At 68.3% G+C, this 16,821-nt stretch carries 17 protein-coding genes and 2 riboswitches; of the genes, 2 read left to right on the top strand and 15 right to left on the bottom strand.

Annotated elements, in window-relative coordinates; genetic code table 11:
• Positions 1–41: 41 nt before the first annotated feature.
• A riboswitch (cobalamin riboswitch) is annotated at positions 42–244 on the bottom strand.
• A 72-nt stretch (positions 245–316) separates the two neighbouring features.
• A complete protein-coding gene (locus XI08_RS01340) occupies positions 317–889 on the top strand; it encodes a histidine phosphatase family protein (protein WP_271573023.1) in 573 nt (190 codons plus the stop codon).
• Positions 890–895: 6 nt separating this feature from the next.
• Here XI08_RS01340 and cobT read toward each other — a convergent pair whose 3' ends face one another.
• The 8 genes from cobT to cbiT all read right to left on the bottom strand — a co-directional run bounded on the left by cobT (position 896) and on the right by cbiT (position 8,090).
• Positions 896–1,948 (bottom strand): nicotinate-nucleotide--dimethylbenzimidazole phosphoribosyltransferase, encoded by a 1,053-nt coding sequence (gene cobT / locus XI08_RS01345; protein WP_271573024.1) that lies wholly within the window; start codon positions 1,946–1,948, stop codon positions 896–898.
• Between the two features lie 10 nt (positions 1,949–1,958).
• Positions 1,959–2,708 (bottom strand): precorrin-6A synthase (deacetylating), encoded by a 750-nt coding sequence (cobF, locus tag XI08_RS01350; RefSeq protein WP_271573076.1) that lies wholly within the window; start codon positions 2,706–2,708, stop codon positions 1,959–1,961.
• A gap of 40 nt (positions 2,709–2,748) precedes the next feature.
• Positions 2,749–3,426, bottom strand: coding sequence for an energy-coupling factor ABC transporter permease (locus tag XI08_RS01355; RefSeq protein ID WP_271573025.1), 678 nt, complete (start codon positions 3,424–3,426; stop codon positions 2,749–2,751).
• A gap of 37 nt (positions 3,427–3,463) precedes the next feature.
• Positions 3,464–3,681, bottom strand: a riboswitch (cobalamin riboswitch).
• 45 nt (positions 3,682–3,726) lie between these two features.
• Complete coding sequence (gene cobA / locus XI08_RS01360) at positions 3,727–4,458, bottom strand: uroporphyrinogen-III C-methyltransferase (RefSeq protein WP_271573026.1); 732 nt, start codon at positions 4,456–4,458, stop codon at positions 3,727–3,729.
• Complete coding sequence (locus XI08_RS01365; RefSeq protein WP_271573027.1) at positions 4,455–5,765, bottom strand: cobyrinate a,c-diamide synthase; 1,311 nt, start codon at positions 5,763–5,765, stop codon at positions 4,455–4,457. The genes cobA and XI08_RS01365 overlap by 4 nt, the downstream gene beginning before the upstream one ends.
• A complete protein-coding gene (gene cobM, locus XI08_RS01370) occupies positions 5,765–6,547 on the bottom strand; it encodes a precorrin-4 C(11)-methyltransferase (protein ID WP_271573028.1) in 783 nt (260 codons plus the stop codon). The genes XI08_RS01365 and cobM overlap by 1 nt, the downstream gene beginning before the upstream one ends.
• Complete coding sequence (locus XI08_RS01375) at positions 6,544–6,912, bottom strand: cobalamin biosynthesis protein (protein ID WP_271573029.1); 369 nt, start codon at positions 6,910–6,912, stop codon at positions 6,544–6,546. The genes cobM and XI08_RS01375 overlap by 4 nt, the downstream gene beginning before the upstream one ends.
• On the bottom strand, positions 6,909–8,090 hold the full coding sequence (gene cbiT, locus XI08_RS01380) for a precorrin-6Y C5,15-methyltransferase (decarboxylating) subunit CbiT (RefSeq protein WP_271573030.1): 1,182 nt from the start codon (positions 8,088–8,090) through the stop codon (positions 6,909–6,911). Before cbiT ends, XI08_RS01375 begins: the two co-directional genes overlap by 4 nt.
• On the opposite strand from cbiT, the gene XI08_RS01385 reads away from it, so the two are divergent.
• On the top strand, positions 8,089–8,835 hold the full coding sequence (locus XI08_RS01385; protein ID WP_271573031.1) for a cobalt-precorrin-6A reductase: 747 nt from the start codon (positions 8,089–8,091) through the stop codon (positions 8,833–8,835). The two genes, cbiT and XI08_RS01385, sit on opposite strands and share 2 nt — an antisense overlap.
• Here the strand turns inward: XI08_RS01385 and cobJ are convergent.
• Genes cobJ through XI08_RS01420 form a run of 7 tightly spaced genes read right to left on the bottom strand, consistent with a single transcriptional unit; the run spans position 8,811 to position 16,731 of the window.
• Positions 8,811–9,545, bottom strand: a complete 735-nt coding sequence (cobJ, locus tag XI08_RS01390; protein WP_271573032.1) for a precorrin-3B C(17)-methyltransferase — start codon at positions 9,543–9,545, stop codon at positions 8,811–8,813. The two genes, XI08_RS01385 and cobJ, sit on opposite strands and share 25 nt — an antisense overlap.
• Positions 9,542–10,273: a precorrin-2 C(20)-methyltransferase gene (locus XI08_RS01395; RefSeq protein WP_271573033.1), complete on the bottom strand. Its 732-nt coding sequence runs from the start codon at positions 10,271–10,273 to the stop codon at positions 9,542–9,544. The genes cobJ and XI08_RS01395 overlap by 4 nt, the downstream gene beginning before the upstream one ends.
• The gene (locus XI08_RS01400) at positions 10,274–10,903 is read right to left on the bottom strand and encodes a precorrin-8X methylmutase (protein WP_271573034.1); all 630 of its coding nucleotides are present in this window, start codon (positions 10,901–10,903) and stop codon (positions 10,274–10,276) included.
• The gene (gene cobG / locus XI08_RS01405; protein WP_271573035.1) at positions 10,903–12,066 is read right to left on the bottom strand and encodes a precorrin-3B synthase; all 1,164 of its coding nucleotides are present in this window, start codon (positions 12,064–12,066) and stop codon (positions 10,903–10,905) included. The genes XI08_RS01400 and cobG overlap by 1 nt, the downstream gene beginning before the upstream one ends.
• Positions 12,063–15,311: a cobaltochelatase subunit CobN gene (gene cobN, locus XI08_RS01410; protein ID WP_271573036.1), complete on the bottom strand. Its 3,249-nt coding sequence runs from the start codon at positions 15,309–15,311 to the stop codon at positions 12,063–12,065. The genes cobG and cobN overlap by 4 nt, the downstream gene beginning before the upstream one ends.
• Positions 15,311–16,360 carry a cobalamin biosynthesis protein CobW gene (cobW, locus tag XI08_RS01415; RefSeq protein WP_271573037.1) on the bottom strand — a complete coding sequence of 350 codons (1,050 nt, stop codon included), beginning with the start codon at positions 16,358–16,360 and terminating at the stop codon, positions 15,311–15,313. Before cobW ends, cobN begins: the two co-directional genes overlap by 1 nt.
• Positions 16,357–16,731: a DUF1636 family protein gene (locus XI08_RS01420; protein ID WP_135172683.1), complete on the bottom strand. Its 375-nt coding sequence runs from the start codon at positions 16,729–16,731 to the stop codon at positions 16,357–16,359. The genes cobW and XI08_RS01420 overlap by 4 nt, the downstream gene beginning before the upstream one ends.
• Positions 16,732–16,821: the final 90 nt, after the last annotated feature.

Genomic DNA, 16,821 nt, shown 5'->3' on the forward strand with positions numbered 1-16,821 from the left:
GATGAAGCCGAATGTCTGTACTCCCCGACCGACATCTTCGCGTGTGACCACGGCTGACGGCAGGTCTCCTGGCTCGCGGGTCGTCACCACTTCGTCGCCTTCCCGGGACCGAGGACCCAGTGGCGTCTGACGAAGGATTATCCGCTTACAGTTGCGGGGGCAGCCGCGGCGTTGGGGAAAACATCCCCGCACCGCATTCCCTTTTCATCCCCTCTCGGGGGAAACCGTCGCGAGCATCTAGGATTACGATCGAGACAGAGTCAATGTACCAGTTGCGGCGTTATTGCCACAGCGACCAACTTCCTTGGAGAGAAGCATGGAAGGCGAGACCTTCCTTTGGCTGATCCGTCATGCGCCCGTCGACGGCATCAAAGGCACGATCCACGCGCCGGATGCGCCCGCCGATCTCGGCGATCGCACGCGACTGGAAGCGCTGCGGCAGCACCTGCCGCGGGACTCTGCGAGCTATGCCAGCCCGTCGCGGCGCACGGTCGAGACCGCGCGCGTGCTGGGGCTCGACCCGGAGCTGGTGGGCGAGTTCAGCGAGCAGGATTTCGGCGATTGGACCGGCCGCCGGCATGACGACCTCGCCGCAATGGGCGGCAATGCCTACGCGCAATTCTGGGGCGATCCGGCGCGCGCACGACCACCGGGAGGTGAAAGCTTTGAGGAGCAGGTCGCGCGCGTCCGACATGGGCTGTCACGGATCGAAGCTGGACCCGCAACGCTCGTCGTGCATTCCGGCACGATCCGCGCCGCGCTGTGCATCGCGCTGGATCTTGCGCCGCAAGCCGCGCTGCGCTTCGTGATCGATCCGCTGTCGCTGACCCGGATCGACCGGCTCGCGACCGGCTGGCGCGTCGCGTCGGTCAATCAGCGCACAGCATGAGCCGGATCAGGCCGGGCGATCCGGCACATTGGCCTGCGCGAAGGTCGCCATGCCGTTGTGAAGGCTGCAGGCGAGCCGCACCAGCGGCAGCGCGATGGCGGCGCCCGATCCCTCCCCGAGCCTGAGATCGAGGCTGATCAGCGGCTGCACGTTCAGGGCGCGCAGCACCAGACGATGCCCCTGCTCCGCCGATTGATGCGAGGGCAGCAGGAACGGCTGGCAGGACGGATTGAGGCGCACGGCCGCCAGCGCCGCGACCGACACGATGAAGCCGTCGATCAATACAGGGATGCGGCGCTGCGCGGCCGCAATGATGGCGCCGCAGATGGCCGCGATCTCGAGGCCGCCGACGGCGCACAGGATTTTTTCGGGCGGCGCACCCGCAACGCCGTGACGCGCAATCGCGGCATCGATCACGCGCGCCTTATGCACACGGCCAGCGGCATCGACGCCGGTGCCGCTGCCGGCGATTTCCTCGGCGCTCACGCCGAGCAGGCTCGCCGCGATCGCCGCCGAGGTCGTGGTGTTGCCGATGCCCATCTCGCCGAAGATCAGAAGATCGGGCTGGCTGGCTTCCGCGCGCGCGACGGCGCGCTGGCCGGCTTCGAAGGCGAAGGCCAGCTCGGACGGTGCGAGCGCAGCCTCGACACTGAAATCGCGTGTGCCGCTGCGCGGCTTGTCGATGACGATGCCTGCTACCGCCTCCGGCGCCAACGTGCCGGCGTCAACCACCTCCAGGCTCGAACCAAGCTCCCGCGCCAGCACCGAGATCGCAGCGCCACCGGAGGCGAAATTCGCCATCATCGCGGTGGTCACTCCTTGCGGATAGGCCGACACGCCTTGCGCGACGATGCCGTGATCGCCGGCGAAAATGATGATCGGCACGCGTGCCGCGCGCGGCTGCTTGGTCGCTTGCAGGCCCGCGAGCTCGATCGCGAGCTGCTCGAGCCGGCCGAGCGCGCCGGTCGGCTTCGTCAGTTGCGCCTGCCGCGCGATCGCCGCCTCGCGATGGACCGCGGAGATTTCGGGGCATTTTTGGGTGACCCAGTCGGGGAGCATGCTGCCTCGCTTACGGCCTGCGCTTGAGAATGTAGCTGTCCATGATCCAGCCATGCCGCTCGCGCGCCTGCTGCCGCAGCGCGGCGATGCGCGGCCCTACCTCGGCAAGCGCGCCGGACATGACGATCTGATCGGGCATGCCGAGATAAGCGCCCCACCAGATGTCGAGCCAGGCCGGATCGAGCGACTGGAATGCGGTGCTGCCATCGAGCATCACGACCACGGTGTCGACGCCCTGCGGCCAGCCGCCCTCGCGCAAGCGCCTTCCCGTCGTGACCAGAAAGGGCTCGCCGATGTCGTTGAGCGGCAGCGCATGCGCCGCGCACAGCGCCTGGATCGACGTGATACCGGGGATGACCTCGATCTCCGGCAAGGGATCGAGCCGGCGCGCAATGCGCAGCGAGGAATCGTAAAGCGAAGGATCGCCCCAGATCAGCAGCGCGACCTTGCCGTCACCTTCGAGATGGCTCGTGATTGCCCGCGACCACGTCGCCGCGACCGCATCGTGCCAATCGTCCACACCCTTGCGATAGTCCACTTCACCGGCGTCGCGCACGGGAAGGTCGAACTCGGCAATGCGCGTCGTTGGATTGGTGAGCACATCCGCGCAGATCGTCCGCCTGAGATCGGCGAGATCGGATTTCGCCGTCCCCTTGCGCGGGATCAGGATGAGATCGGCCGCGTTGATGGCCTGAACGGCGGCGCGCGTAAGCTGCTCGGGATCACCGCAACCGATGCCTATCAGGGAGAGCGTGAGCATCGCGCGTGTGGGGGCGGCCATCGCGGCCGCCCCTTGTCTCTTAAGCCGCGTTGTGCAGGCGCGGCGTGACGAGGCCGGGCGCGGTGACGCCGCGCAGCGATTTTGCCAGCGCCAGCACGGCGAGATCGGCCAGCGGCTCGATCACGATGACCAGCGCGTAGGAGGCCGCAAAGGTCGCGATGTTGACGAGGTTGGTCGCGCCAAAGCCGGAACCATAGAGCGCCCAGAACGCGACCCAGGCGATGACGCCGGCCTGATAGGTCGTCGAAAGCGCCAGCGCCTGGCGATACCTGAGATCGACATAGGCGGTGTTGCGGGCAATGATCCGTCCGGCGATCGCCTGGATCGCGAACAGCGGCACCAGCAGCGTGGTGACGTTCATGCCGTATTGCGGCAGGTCCGGCGGCTCGAAGAACACACCCTGGAACAGCAGGCCGAACGCAAGGCCGAAGGCCGCCGGCGCTGCCCCGAACAGCAGGAACAGGGTCGAGCCAAGGATGAAGTGCACCTCGGACACGCCGACCGGGAAGTGCGGCAGGATCTCGAAGAAGACGAACACGAGGCCCGTGGTGGCGAGCGTCCGCGCCGCGAACGATGTGATGCCCTGCTCGCGCATGGTCTCGACCGCGAGCTTCAACGCAACGCCGCCCACGGCGATGCCGGTTGCGTAACTCAACACGAGCTTGGCGCCCGATACGACGCCGGGTTCGATATGCATGGTTCAGTTCCTTCCTGCCGTCACACCCGACGGCCTTGGCCACAAAACATGCACGGCCGGTCTCCTGGCTCGCGGTTCACTGGGGTTCTCCGGCCTTCCCGAGCCTTGCGGCCCAGTGGCTGATCGGAGCCCCTCACCGCTTACAGTCGCGGGGGCGGCTGGGGTTTTGGGCGGCGCAACTGTCCGCCCACCCCCATTCCCGATTATGCTTCGGCGGTTTGCACCGCATCGAGCACCATGCCCGTCCTGTGTGCCCCTTTCGCCAGCCGGGCGTCAAGGGCTGAAGGGCGATTGAGACCATCATGACGGGTATTCTCCCGCCAGTGCGCCGAACAGGATCACGGCGGCCGTCGAAGCCGCCCCGCCCCGCGCAAGCTGCTCGGCCAGCTCGACAATGGTGGTGCGGACCAGCCGCTCGTCGGGCCGGCCGAGGGATTCGGCGAACAGCGCCGGAGTGGTCGGCGCGAGGCCGTGCGCGATCAACTTTGCGGCAAGGGCCGGAAAGGTGCGGCGGCCCATATAGACCACGGTCGTCGCCTCCGGGTCGGCCAGCGCCGCCCAGTTCAGGTTTTGCGGCAACTCTCCGGTGACGTCGGCCCCGGTCACGAACTGCACCCGACGCGAGGTGTGGCGCCGGGTCAGGGGTATGCCGGCTTGCGCAGCGGCCACGCAGGCCGAAGTGACGCCGGGAACGATCTCATAGCCGATGCCGGCTTCGCGCAGCGTTTCGAGCTCCTCCTCGAGCCGGCCAAAGATGCCGGCATCGCCGGACTTCAACCGCACCACGCGCGCGCCAGTCGCGGCATAGTCGACCAGCAGGCGGTTGACGTGATGCTGCTTGGTCGAGGGCCGCCCGGCCCGCTTCCCGACCGCAACGAGATTGGCGCCGGGACGGGCGAGGTCGAGGATCGCGCCCGAGGCGAGGTCGTCATAGAGCACGACATCGGCCTCGCGCAGCCTGGCGGCACCCTTGAGCGTGAGAAGATCGGGGTCGCCGGGACCGGCGGAGATGAAGGAGACAAAACCGCTCACCGGTCCTCCGCGATCAGATGGAAGAACGTGCCGGTGGTATTGCCCCGGCGCGAACCGGTCTCGGCGATGACAGCACCGGTCGCATCGTGCACGACCGCGAGCGCCGTGTCGGGCTGGGCAAGAATGGTCGAATAGTGGAACTCATGGCCGCGCAGGCGTGCGCCGGCGCGATGTCCCGGCATCGGCGCGGCGAGTTCGGCGAGACGATAGCCCAGATGCATGCGGCGCTTGGCAAAGCTGGTCTCCAGGCCGAGCAGGCCCGCCATCTCATGGCAGACACCGTCGGCGTCGGTCAAAGCGGTTCCCAGCACCATATAGCCTCCGCATTCACCGTGCACCGGTCGTGTCTCGGCGAAGGCGCGCAAGCCGCTGCGAAAGTGCGCGTTGGCCGCGATCTTCCCGGCATGAAGCTCGGGATAGCCGCCGGGCAGCCAGCAGACATCGGCGCTCGCATCGGGCGCTTCATCGGCAAGTGGCGAGAAGGTCGAGATGTCGGCGCCCGCCGCACGCCAGGCTTCCAGCATATGCGGGTAGACGAAGGAGAACGCGGCATCACGGGCAAGCGCAATCCGCTGCCCGGGAGGCGTCACGTTCAGACCGTTCGCCGCGGATTGCGGCGACCAGCTGGCTGCCGATCGCAGCACCGCATCGAGATCGACATGCTCGGCGACGAAGCGCGCGGCCTCGTCGATCAGCTTGCCGATCTCGGCCTGCTCCTCGGCCTGCACCAGGCCGAGATGCCGCTTCGGCAGGTTGATCTCGGCATGGCGCGGCAGCGCGCCGAACACGGCGATGCCGGCGTCGTCAAGTGCACGCCGTACGAGGTCTTCATGGCGCTGGCTGGCGACCCGGTTGAGCACGACGCCGGCAAGGCGCACGCCAGGGCGGTAGTCGCGGAGACCCGCGGCGATCGCCGCCGCGGTCTGCGCCTGTCCCGAAGGATCGATCACCAGCAGCACCGGCCAGCCCAGCATCTCCGCAATGTCGGCGGTGGCGCCGGTGCCCGAGACGCCACGCGCGGCGACGCCGTCGAACAGACCCATCGAACCTTCTGCGAGGACAACGTCAGCGTCCGCGCCACGGCTGACGAGATGGCTGATCGTCGCGCGATCCATCGCCCAGCTATCGACATTGACGGAGGCGCGGCCCGTGGCGGCCGCGTGGAAGGCGGGATCGATATAATCGGGCCCGCTCTTGAAGCACTGCACGTTCAATCCGCGATTGCGCCAGGCGCGCGCGAGCGCCAGCGTCAGCGTCGTCTTGCCGACACCGGAGGCAGGCGCGGAGATGACGAGCCCTGCCGGCATCAGGAGGCCTCCGGAAAGCGCGGCTCGGCGCCGACCGGCCGATAGCGGCGATCGTAATCGGCGGCATAGAGACGGCTCTCGTCGAAATCAGCCGAGCCCAATGTCTTGCCGACCAGAATGAGCGCGGTGCGCTCCATCTCGCTGCCGACGGCCGCGTCGAGCGTTGCAAGCGTGGCGCGGACGATACGCTGGTCCGGCCAGCTCGCGCGCCAGACCACAGCGACCGGGCAGTCCGCGCCGTAGTGAGGCAGGAGCTCCGCAATGACCTGGTCGAGCAGATGGATCGAAAGGTGGATGGCAAGTACCGCGCCGGTGGCAGCGAAGGCGGCGAGCTTCTCGCCCTCGGGCATCGCGCTGGCGCGGCCTGGCGTACGCGTCAGCACGACGGTCTGTGCGAGCCCCGGCAAAGTCAGCTCCGCTTCGAGAGCTGCCGCGGCGGCGGAGAAGGACGGAACGCCGGGCGTCACGGTGAAGGGAATGCCGAGTGCACGGAGACGACGGAGCTGCTCGCCCATCGCCGACCAGATCGAGAGATCGCCGGAATGCAGGCGCGCGACGTCCTTGCCGTCGGCATGCGCGGCGGAAATCTCCGCGATGATCTCGTCGAGCGACAACGGTGCCGTGTTGACGATGCGCGCGCCCGGCGGGCAATGCGTCAGCACACCCTCAGGCACCAGCGAGCCGGCATAAAGGCAAACCGGACAGGCGGCGATCAGGTCGCGTCCGCGCAACGTCAGCAGATCGGGAGCGCCCGGCCCGGCGCCGATGAAATGCACCGTCATGCGCCGTCTCCTTCCGCGATTGCAGCCGTCGCGGTGCGATCCTGCGAGACCGCCCGGGTCGCAATCAATCGCGCACGAGGGCCAGCCGCGGCAAGGGCCGCGGCTTCGGCGACCGATCCCGTGCCGAATTTTTCCGCGACGAGTCTTGACTGCGTCGGCGTGTCGATGCCGGCAAGCACATCGGGCGGCACCGCCTTGATCGGCACACCGCATTCGCGCGCGAGCTGCTTCAACGCCTCCGCGTCGGCTTTGTCGCTGACGGTCGCCACTGCCGTAAGGCCTTCAGCGCCGCCGGCCGCCAGCAGTGCCTCACGCAACGAGGCCAGGGTGACATCCTGCCTGAATCCGAGCCCGGCGACCTTCATCGGACCGCGCTCCACTGCACCACGGGACGCGCCGCCTCCCAGGATCGGTAGCGGCCGAGCGGGCCGGCATGGGCGATCTCGACCCGCATCAACTCGCCGCCGTGGCGCTGGTGCAGTTCGCTCAGCAGCGCTTCCGTCTCCAGCGTCACCGCATGTGCGACGAGCCGTGTGCCCGGTGCGAGGAGCCGCCATATCGCGTCGAACATCGCGCTATCGAGACCACCGCCAATGAAGACGGCATCCGGCGCATCCAGCCCAGCGAAAGCTTCGGGCGCACGGCCCGTGACAACAGCGATCCGATGCGCCAATCCGAACGCCGACGCATTGCTGCGGATATTCGCGGCGCGATCCTCGCGCATCTCGATGGCAGTCGCCGTCCCGCCGCAGAGCGCCCACTCGACCGAGATCGAACCCGAGCCGGCGCCGATGTCCCACAACCGTTCGCCCGGGCGCGGGGCCAGCGCCGAAATCGCGAGCGCTCGTACCGGCCGCTTGGTGATCTGGCCGTCATGGGCAAAGAGATCGTCTGCAAGTCCTGCGCTGCGGGGAATGCCCTGCGCTCCCCTCGCCTCCACGGCCACCGCGACCAGGTTTCCGGCGAGATCGCCGGCAACGCCATCGGCACGATGTTCCGCAATGCTTTCGCGCGGCCCGCCGAGCGCGGCAAGCGTCCAGAAAGCGGAGGCGCCCCATCCGCGCTCGCTCAGCCACTTTGCGAGGTCTCCCGCGGCATTGCCATCTCGCACGAGGCAAATGATGCGCGCGCCAGGTGCGAGGTGCGGCACGAGGCGCTCGAAGGGCGCAGCATGCAGACCGAGACAGGCAACGGCTTCGAGGCGCCAGCCGAGCCGCGCGGCGGCAAGCGAGAATGTCGACGGCGCCGAATGTGCGACCCACTCGCCCGCCTCGAGCTTCTCGGCAAGGCTTGCGCCGGCGCCGTGCCAGAACGGATCACCGGAGGCGAGCACCACCGTCGGCCGGCCGCGGCGGCCGAGCACGACCTCCGCATCGAACGGCACCGGCCACGGATGGCCGCGCCCGGTCACGCCCGCGAGCGCGAGGTGCCGCTCGCCGCCGAAGACGGTTTCGGCTTCACGCATCGCCTTTCGGCTTGCCTCGGACAGCCCGGCAAGGCCATCTTCGCCGATACCGATGATGGTCAGCCAGGGATCAGCCATGACACGCGCCCTCATTCTGGGCGGAACGAGCGATGCGAGCCAGCTTGCGGCGGAGATCGCGCGCGCCGGGCTTGATGCCGTCTATTCCTATGGCGGCCGCACCCGTGCGCCTGCCGAGCAGCCGCTGCCGACCCGCATCGGCGGCTTCGGCGGCGTGAGCGGGCTCGCCGATTACATGCGCTGCGAAGGCATCACGCATGTGATCGACGCGACGCATCCCTTTGCCGCCGAGATGAGCCGCAACGCCGTCGGGGCGTGCGCGGAAACGGGCACGCCGTTGATCGCGCTCGAGCGCACTCCCTGGGCCAAGGCGCCCGGTGACAATTGGATCGAGGTCGCCGACGTCAATGCAGCGGTCGCCGCTTTGCCCGACTTGCCGGCAAAATTGTTCCTCGCCATCGGCCGCCAGCACATCGCGCCGTTCGCGACCAAGCCGCAACACGCCTACACGCTGCGCTTCGTCGATCCACCCGAAGCGCCGCTGCCCTTCCCGGCTGACGTGATCGTGTCGCGCGGACCGTTCACGCTCGATGGCGAGCTGAACATGCTGCGCACGCGCGGCATCATGTCGATCGTCGCCCGCAATTCCGGTGGCGATGGCGCGCGCGCCAAGATCGACGCGGCCCGCACGCTCGGCCTGCCCGTGATCATGATCGCGCGGCCGGAGTTGCCCGGGCGCCAGCGGGTCGAGAGCGTGGCCGAGATCATGCAGTGGCTCGGTCATCGCACCTGCCTCGGCGCATAGACCCAGCGGCCGACACGGCGCGTCTGCGAGTTGCCGACGATCACCAGCGTGCGCATGTCGGCCATCTCGGGCCGCGCCGCGTTGAGCGTGACGGTCTCGATCTTCTCGTCGGATGCGCTAACCGCTCGCGCGAAGATCACGAGCCGCTCGCCGCAGCCGGCATCCTTCAGCACCGCGAGCGCGCGGCCAAATCCTTCCGGTCGGCTCGCCGAGCGCGGATTGTATAGCGCGATGGCAAAATCGGCTTCCGCAGCCAGCCGCAGGCGCTTCTCAATCAGCGCCCATGGCTTGAGATTGTCGGAGAGATTGATCGCGCAGAAATCATGGCCGAGCGGCGCGCCGGCACGCGCGGCCGCCGCCAGCATCGCGGTGATGCCGGGCAGCACGCGGATCGGGAGTTCGCGATATTGCGGCGCCAGTTCGAGCGCCTCGAACACGGCCGACGCCATCGCGAACACGCCGGGATCGCCGGAGGACACGACGACGACCTGCCCGCCTTCGGCGGCCAGACGCAACGCCTCGTGCGCGCGTTGCAGCTCCTCGCGGTTGTCGGATGGATGCAGCGTGAGCCCCGGCCGCGGCGGCACGCGCGCGACATAGGGCGCGTAGCCCAGAATATCCGTCGCGGAGGCCAGTGCGGCGGAGACCTCGGGCGTCACCAGCGCGTCACTGCCCGGTCCGAGGCCGGCGATGGTCAGCGCGCCCATCATTCGGCGGCGTCCAGATGCCGACCCTTGCCGTGCACGAGCACGATCGCGAAATAGGGGCAGTCGGCGGCATCGATCTCGGCGAGCCGCGCGACGCGCTCGCCCGGCATCGTGCCGCGCTCGACCAGCCAGGCATCGTCGAGCCGGCCGGCGGCGGCAAGCGCGCGCCGCACTTTCGCAAGATTGCGGCCGGTCTTCATGATGACCAGCGCATCGGAATCGTGCATGCGCCGCTCGAGCTCGTCCTCCGCTAGCGTGCCCATCAGCACCGTCGTCACGTCGTCGCCGAGCGAGATCGGCTGTCCCACGGCATTCCAGCAGCCGACCATGCCGGGAATGCCGGCGATCACCTCGATCTCGACGCGTCCCTGCAAGCGCGTATGCAGATGCATGAAGGAGCCGTAGAAATAGGGATCGCCTTCGCAGAGCACGACCACGTCGACCGCGCGTGCCAGCCGCGCCAGGCGCTCGGCCCATTCGTCGTAGAAGACCGCGAGCAGCTGGACATATTCCGCACTGTCGAAAGCGATCTCGGTGGTGACCGGGTATTCCATGGGATATTCGGTGACGCCGCCGGCGAGCATGCCCTCGACGATGCGGCGCGCCTGGCCCGGCCGACCCTTCTTGCGGAAATAAGCCACGTGCTGCGCGCCGCGCACGGTGCGATCGGCGCGCACGCTCATCATATCGGGATCACCGGGGCCGAGACCGCAGCAGATGATGCGTCCCATCTATTCGCTCCGGCTCGCCAGCGCGTTCACGGCCGCAACGGTGATCGCGGAACCGCCGAGACGGCCCTCGACCGTCAGCGCCGGGACCGGCGGATCGGCCATCAGCGCCGCCTTGGATTCGGCCGCGCCGACGAAGCCGACCGGACAGCCGATGATCGCCGCCGGCCGCGGGCAGCCCGGGTCCTCCAGCATGTTGAGAAGATGAAACAGCGCGGTCGGCGCGTTGCCGATCGCGACGATCGCACCACCCAGATGCGGCCGCCACAGCTCAAGCGCCGCGGCCGAACGCGTGTTGCGCATGGATTGCGCCAGCGCCGGGACGGCGGCATCGCCCAGCGTGCAGATGACGGCATTGGCCGCGGGAAGTCGCCCGCGCGTAATTCCCTCGGAGACCATGCGCGCATCGCACAGGATCGACGCCCCCTTCTGCAACGCTGCACGCGCGGCGGTCGCCATGCCTGATGTGAAGCGGATATGCGCTTCCAGGCCCACCATGCCGGCGGCATGGATCATCCGAACGACGACCTGTTCCTCATCGGGCGTGAAACGCGCAAGATCGGCCTCGGCGCGGATGGTCGCAAAGGATTGCCGGTAGATCGCCGCGCCGTCGGTCTCGTAGACATGCGGCATCAATGCCCTCCCATCAGGATGGAGGGATTGCCGACGATATCGTCGCGCTTCAAGCCGCGCAGGATGGGCTCGTCGCGCGTCGAACCGCCGCGCACGAGATCGAAGCCGGCGCCGGTCGCGACCAGCGTAATCGCGGCCGCACCGGAATGAGCGCAGCCCTTGGCGCAGCCGGAGACGTGAAGCCGTGCGGCCGCACCGATGTTCGGCGCTAACGCTGCCGCCAGCGCGCGGGTATCGGCATGCGCCTCGCGGCAGCGCGGCGCGCCGCTGCAGGCGATGACACGCAGCGCCGGATCGTAGGCTTCGGTGATAAGACCAGCCGTGGACGGCATCGTCCGCTTGCCTTCGCTCAGAACCATCCGCCACGGCGTCATGCGCAGCGCATGCCCGCAGCCGGCGAACTGGCTGAGCGTCGCATGCGGCATTTGCCCGAAGGCGACGCCGACCATCGCGCCCTGCGGATAAAGGCCGGGACGCGCCGCGGCCATGATCGGCACCGGCTCGACCTCACCGCACAACGCGTCAGGCAGGGCCGCGCCGGCGGCAAGATGCGTCGCCATCCGCCCTCGCCCGCCCCTGGCACCGCCTGATGTCACGAACCAATTTGCGAGCGCGAGCGCGGCGGTCACAGCCTCGCCGCGTCCAACGGAACGGCCGAGGCTGGCGCCATTGGCCCGCACCAGCAGTCCGCCGGCGCGATCGCGTTCGATCCGCACATCCGCGGAATCGCCGGCGAGCACGCGCGACGTGCCGTCATCGATGGCAAAGCCGAATTTCGTCGGAAGCGGGAGCGCACTGTTCTCGAGCGCCTCCTCGAGCTCGGCGGCAAGCGCCTGGGTCTCGTCGCCCGCGTGCCAGAACGGCGTCACCAGAATGTTGTGCCGGGATTCGGCGTCGGCGTCGGGATCGAGCAGCGCCAGTTGCGAAAGACCGTCGAGCAGCAGCCGGTGGCTGCCTTCGCTGACGCCTCTGATCTGGAGATTGGCGCGGCTGGTGACATCGATCAGGCCGTTGCCATGGCGTTCGGCCAGATGCGCCAGTCCCGAGATCTGCGCCGCATCGAGCCGGCCGCCGAACGGGCGCACGCGGACCACGAGGCCGTCGCCCGATTGCATCGGCCGTAGCGCGCCGGGGCACCAGCCCTTGACCATGGCCGCGCTCATGACGCCTCCCGCAACGCTGCCGCGATCGAATTGCGGCGCGTTCGCCAGAGTGAGGCCTCATGCAGACGGGTGAAACATGCTTCCATCGCGGCGAGCGCCGCCGGATTTTCGTTCGCCATGAAGGCGCGCACATCGGCATTGCCGAGCGTCGCATCGTAATAGAGATCGAACAGATGCGGCGGCACGGCGTCCGCCAGATGGGCGAAGGCGGCCATGTGCTCGAGTGTTGCGGTGATCTCGGCGGCGCCGCGAAAACCATGGCGCATCATGCCGGCGATCCAGGCCGGATTGGCCGCGCGCGCGCGGACCACGCGTGAGATTTCCTCCGTCAGCGTGCGCGCATGCGGCTGCTCGGGACGCGTCGCGTCGAGATGATAGAGCGACGGCGCAATCGCGCCGAGATGTGCGGCGGCCGCCGCAACGCCGGCTTCATGCGCGGCATAGTCTGCGGCGAGCAGAAGATCGGTTTCCGGCAAGTCCTGGACGTGGACGAAGGCATCGGCCGACGCGAGCCGCTGTTCGATGCCGGCGCGATCGGGCCTGATCGCGCCGTCAGCGGAGAATGCCCAGGACGACGCCGACAGCCAGGCTTCGCCGGCCGCATCGCGCGTCTCAGGCGTGAAGGCATCAGGGATCGCCGAGAGACCGACGCCGTATTGCCCGGGGCGCGGCGCGAACACGCGGGACGCACGGTGGCGATACGGATTCTCGTCGCCCTCCTCCTCGCGCGCGGCGAGCGCCTCGGCCGCCGCCTCGAACAACTGGGCGAGGCCGGAGAAGACATCGCGGAACAGGCCCGACAGCCGCAGCGTGACGTCGATGCGGGGACGGCCGAGCTCGGCTGGCGCGATGATGTCATAGCCGGTGACGCGGCCGGAGGCGTGATCCCAGCGCGGTGCAAGCCCCGCCAGATGCAGCGCCATCGCGAACTCTTCGCCGGCGGTGCGCATCGTCGCCGAGCCCCAGAGATCGATGACGAGGCCCTTCGGCCAGTCGCCGTGATCCTGCAAGTGGCGGCGAAGCAGCTCTTCCGCGAGCTTGATGCCTTGCGCATGCGCCGACGGCGTCGGCACGGCGCGCGGATCGACGGCGAAGAGATTGCGTCCCGTCGGCAGCACATCCTGACGCCCGCGATAGGGCGACCCTGATGGCCCCGGCGCGATGCGCTTCCCCGCGAGTGCGGCGCGCAACGCGTCCCGCTCCGCTTCGCCGCAGGCGCCGCGGCCGAATACGTGCAGGCCGTCGCCGAACTGGCTTTCCTTGAGATCGCAGACAAAGCGATCGATCCGCGGGATCGCCTCGGCTGGTGCTGCCGATGCATCGAGGCCGAGGTCGTCCTCCAGTCCGGCCGCGCGCGCCTCGTCGCGGATCGCGGCGATCAGGCGCTGGCGGCGGGCGGGATCGAGACCATCGGCCGTCGAATATTCGTCGAGGAGCTGTTCAAGCCGGCGCAAGCCTTCCGGCACGGTCGAGCTTGCCAGCGGCGGCGGCAGATGGCCGATGGTGACGGCGCCGATGCGCCGCTTGGCCTGCGCGGCCTCGCCGGGATCGTTGACGATAAAAGGATAAATGACAGGCAGATCACCGATCAGGGCTTCCGGCCAGCAGCTCGATGACAGCGCCACGGATTTTCCGGGCAACCATTCCAGCGTGCCATGCGCGCCCATGTGCACGACAGCATCACAGCCCTGCTCGCGGAGCCAGAGATAGAACGCGGCATAGGCATGCCGCGGCGTGCGGGCGAGATCGTGATAGTCGGCGTCGCGCGTGGTTGCATCGCCGCGCCCCGGCTGAACCGCGATGATCGACTTGCCGCATTGGATCGCGGCGAAGTGGAACGCGCCATCGCGGCAGCTCGGATCGCTCTCCGGCGCGCCCCAGGCTTGCGCGAGATCATCCTGCAAGGATTGCTGAAGACGCGAGAGCGCCGCGCGATAATCGGCGAGGCTCCAGGTGAGTTGCTGCCTCAGCAGCGTCTCGCCGAGCGCATGAACCGGCGCGAGATAGAAGCCAGTCTCCGCGAGATCTGATACCAACGCTTCGACCGAGGCCAACGCGTCGAGACCCACCGCGTGCGCGATCTGGTGCGGACGGCCCGGATAGTTCGACAGCACGATCGCCAGCCGCTTCTCGCCGGCCGGCTTCACCGCGAGCTTCTGCCAGGCTGCGATACGTGCGGCAACGGCCTTCACGCATTGCTCATCAGCCCGATGCGCAAGGTGCGAAAACTGCAAATCGGGATCACGTTCCGCTGCCGACTTGAAACTCACCACGCCCGCGAACAGGCGACCGTCGACCTCGGGCAGCACCACATGCATCGCAAGATCGCCGGGCGACAGGCCGCGCAGCGATTCCGCCCAGTCCTCGCGCCGCGCCGTGGAGAGCGCGACCTGGAACACAGGACACGATGCAGCATCGAACGGTGTCGTGCCGTCATCGCCGACCGCGGAGAACGCGGTCGCATTGACGATCGCGGCCGGAGGATCTTGCGCAAGGTGTGCCCGCAGCCAGTCCGCAACGCCCGCGGCCTTCAGCGAGGTGACGAACACGCCATAGGCGTCAAATCCCTTCTCGCGCAGCGCGGCAATCAGCGCATCGACCGGACCGGTGTCCGCGGCGGTCAAGTACGAGCGATAAAACGTCACCAGCGCGCGAGGCCTGCCTTCGCCGTCCGGTATCGCCACGATGACGCCGCGCGCGGGATCATAGAAGCCCATCTCGGGCACGGTCGTCTCGCCGACCACTGGACCGGCATAGAGGCCCGAGGCCAGCGCAAGCTGCGCGATCGCCGCTTGCGCTGCGACCGGACCACCGGTGTCGCAGAGCACCTTCAACCGGCGCAGCGTCGAGACCGGCAGAGTCGAGTATGCATCGAGCCGTGTGTCGTCGCGGCCATCGGCCGGCAGCACGGCGAGCACGATGCCGCGCGCCTTCGCAAGTTGCTGGAGAGCCGCGAGTCCGTAGGGCCAATAGGACTCACCGCCGATCAGGCGGACCAGAATGCCGCGTGCCTGGGCCAGCGTGCGCTCGATGTAGGTGTCGATCGAAAGCGGATGACGCAGTTCCGCGAGATTGGCGAGCCGCAGCGACGGCAGGCTGTCGCGGCCTCGCCGCCAGCCGGCCGCGAACGCGGCCAGATCGGAATCCGAGTACGAGAGCACCACGAGATCGGCCGGGTCCTGGCCGATGTCCCTTGGCGTCGCGGTCTCTTCCAGACCGCGGCTCTCGCGGAAGACGACGTGCATCAGATGCCAGATCCTGAAAGACCAAGTCCCGCTCTTATCGCGGCCTCGTCGATATCGCCGTGCTCGCCGATCACGACGAGCTTTGACTGCCGCGCGATCGCGCCCCAGGGCTTGTCGAACTGGTGGCGCACGCGCTCGCCGACGGCCTGGAGCAGCAGGCGCATCGGCTTGCCCGCGACCGCGATGTAACCCTTGACGCGCAGCACGTTCTGCTCGCGCGACAGGCGCTGAACCGAGGCGACCAGCGTGTCGATATCCGCCACCTCCGGAAGGTCGATCACGACGGAAGCGAAATCGTCGTGCTCGTGCTCCTCTTCGCCGTCGTGATGCGACGGGCGCGCGGCGAGATCATTCTCGGCGGCAGCGCCGAGGCCGAGGATGACGCGGGCGTCGATCGCACCATCAGTGATGGGGAGCATCGGCACGCGGCGCGGCATCTCGGCGGTGATGGCAGCCTTGGCCGCTTCGAGTCCGGCCGGGCCGGCAAGATCGGCCTTGGTCAGCAGCACGATGTCGGCACAGGCGATCTGGTCCTCGAACACTTCCGACAGCGGCGTCTCGTGATCGAGATTTTCGTCCGCCGCGCGCTGCGCTTCCACCGCGGCCGGATCCGGGGCAAAGCGTCCGGCGGCGACGGCCTCGGCATCGGCCAGCGCGATCACGCCGTCCACGGTGATGCGCGAGCGGATCTCCGGCCAGTCGAACGCCTTGAGCAGCGGCTTGGGCAGCGCGAGGCCCGAGGTCTCGATCAGGATGTGATCGGGTCTTACGGGCCGCGCCAGCAACAGCTCCATGGTCGGGATGAAATCGTCGGCAACGGTGCAGCAGATGCAGCCATTGGCGAGCTCGACGATGTTTTCCTCCGGGCAATTGGCATCGGCGCAGGACTTCAGGATCTGGCCGTCGACGCCCTCGCTGCCGAACTCGTTGACGAGCACGGCGAGCCTCTTGCCGTTGGGATTTGCGAGAAGATGCTGGATCAGCGTCGTCTTGCCGGAGCCGAGAAAGCCGGTCACCACCGTGACAGGGACTTTTGCGAGCGAATTCATTCGGCGGCCTCCGGCACGACGGCAATGGGGGGAATGCGGGCAAGCGACTGCTTGCGGAAGATCTCGGGGCGGCTGCGCCAGGGCACGAGGCCGTCGGGCGCGGCCGCATAGGCCGCGGCGCCTGCGATCACGTCGCGCGCGTTGGCATCCGACAGGCGGCCATAGACATAGGACCAGCGGCCGGGCGCGCTGAGCGCGACCGAGCAGCCCTGGTTACAGGCCGACAGGCATTCGACGGGAACCACATTGACACCATCGGGCACGCCGGCCTCCAGGATCGCACCGTGAAGGCGCTTGCCCGGAGTGACTTCGCCCTCGCCAGGCGTCTCGCCGGCGCGGCAGGTAATGCAGACGTGAAGTGTGACGGTCATCGCCTCTTCCAGAATAAACAGCGGGAGGCGAAGAGGCCCACGAACCGATCTTGCGAGGGTCCGTTTCCCCGTCGCGGAACACCCCGTCCG

This window comes from Bradyrhizobium sp. CCBAU 11361, assembly GCF_028128935.1.
GTDB classification, from domain to species: domain Bacteria; phylum Pseudomonadota; class Alphaproteobacteria; order Rhizobiales; family Xanthobacteraceae; genus Bradyrhizobium; species Bradyrhizobium niftali.

Bases quoted from the DNA above. Each gene is read 5' to 3' on its own strand.
- XI08_RS01340 (WP_271573023.1), top strand. From the start codon at position 317: ATGGAAGGCGAGACCTTCCTTTGGCTGATCCGTCATGCGCCCGTCGAC.
- cobT (WP_271573024.1), bottom strand. From the start codon at position 1,948: ATGCTCCCCGACTGGGTCACCCAAAAATGCCCCGAAATCTCCGCGGTC.
- cobF (WP_271573076.1), bottom strand. From the start codon at position 2,708: ATGCTCACGCTCTCCCTGATAGGCATCGGTTGCGGTGATCCCGAGCAG.
- XI08_RS01355 (WP_271573025.1), bottom strand. From the start codon at position 3,426: ATGCATATCGAACCCGGCGTCGTATCGGGCGCCAAGCTCGTGTTGAGT.
- XI08_RS01365 (WP_271573027.1), bottom strand. From the start codon at position 5,765: ATGCCGGCAGGGCTCGTCATCTCCGCGCCTGCCTCCGGTGTCGGCAAG.
- cobM (WP_271573028.1), bottom strand. From the start codon at position 6,547: ATGACGGTGCATTTCATCGGCGCCGGGCCGGGCGCTCCCGATCTGCTG.
- XI08_RS01375 (WP_271573029.1), bottom strand. From the start codon at position 6,912: ATGAAGGTCGCCGGGCTCGGATTCAGGCAGGATGTCACCCTGGCCTCG.
- XI08_RS01385 (WP_271573031.1), top strand. From the start codon at position 8,089: ATGACACGCGCCCTCATTCTGGGCGGAACGAGCGATGCGAGCCAGCTT.
- cbiT (WP_271573030.1), bottom strand. From the start codon at position 8,090: ATGGCTGATCCCTGGCTGACCATCATCGGTATCGGCGAAGATGGCCTT.
- cobJ (WP_271573032.1), bottom strand. From the start codon at position 9,545: ATGATGGGCGCGCTGACCATCGCCGGCCTCGGACCGGGCAGTGACGCG.
- XI08_RS01395 (WP_271573033.1), bottom strand. From the start codon at position 10,273: ATGGGACGCATCATCTGCTGCGGTCTCGGCCCCGGTGATCCCGATATG.
- XI08_RS01400 (WP_271573034.1), bottom strand. From the start codon at position 10,903: ATGCCGCATGTCTACGAGACCGACGGCGCGGCGATCTACCGGCAATCC.
- cobG (WP_271573035.1), bottom strand. From the start codon at position 12,066: ATGAGCGCGGCCATGGTCAAGGGCTGGTGCCCCGGCGCGCTACGGCCG.
- cobN (WP_271573036.1), bottom strand. From the start codon at position 15,311: ATGCACGTCGTCTTCCGCGAGAGCCGCGGTCTGGAAGAGACCGCGACG.
- cobW (WP_271573037.1), bottom strand. From the start codon at position 16,360: ATGAATTCGCTCGCAAAAGTCCCTGTCACGGTGGTGACCGGCTTTCTC.
- XI08_RS01420 (WP_135172683.1), bottom strand. From the start codon at position 16,731: ATGACCGTCACACTTCACGTCTGCATTACCTGCCGCGCCGGCGAGACG.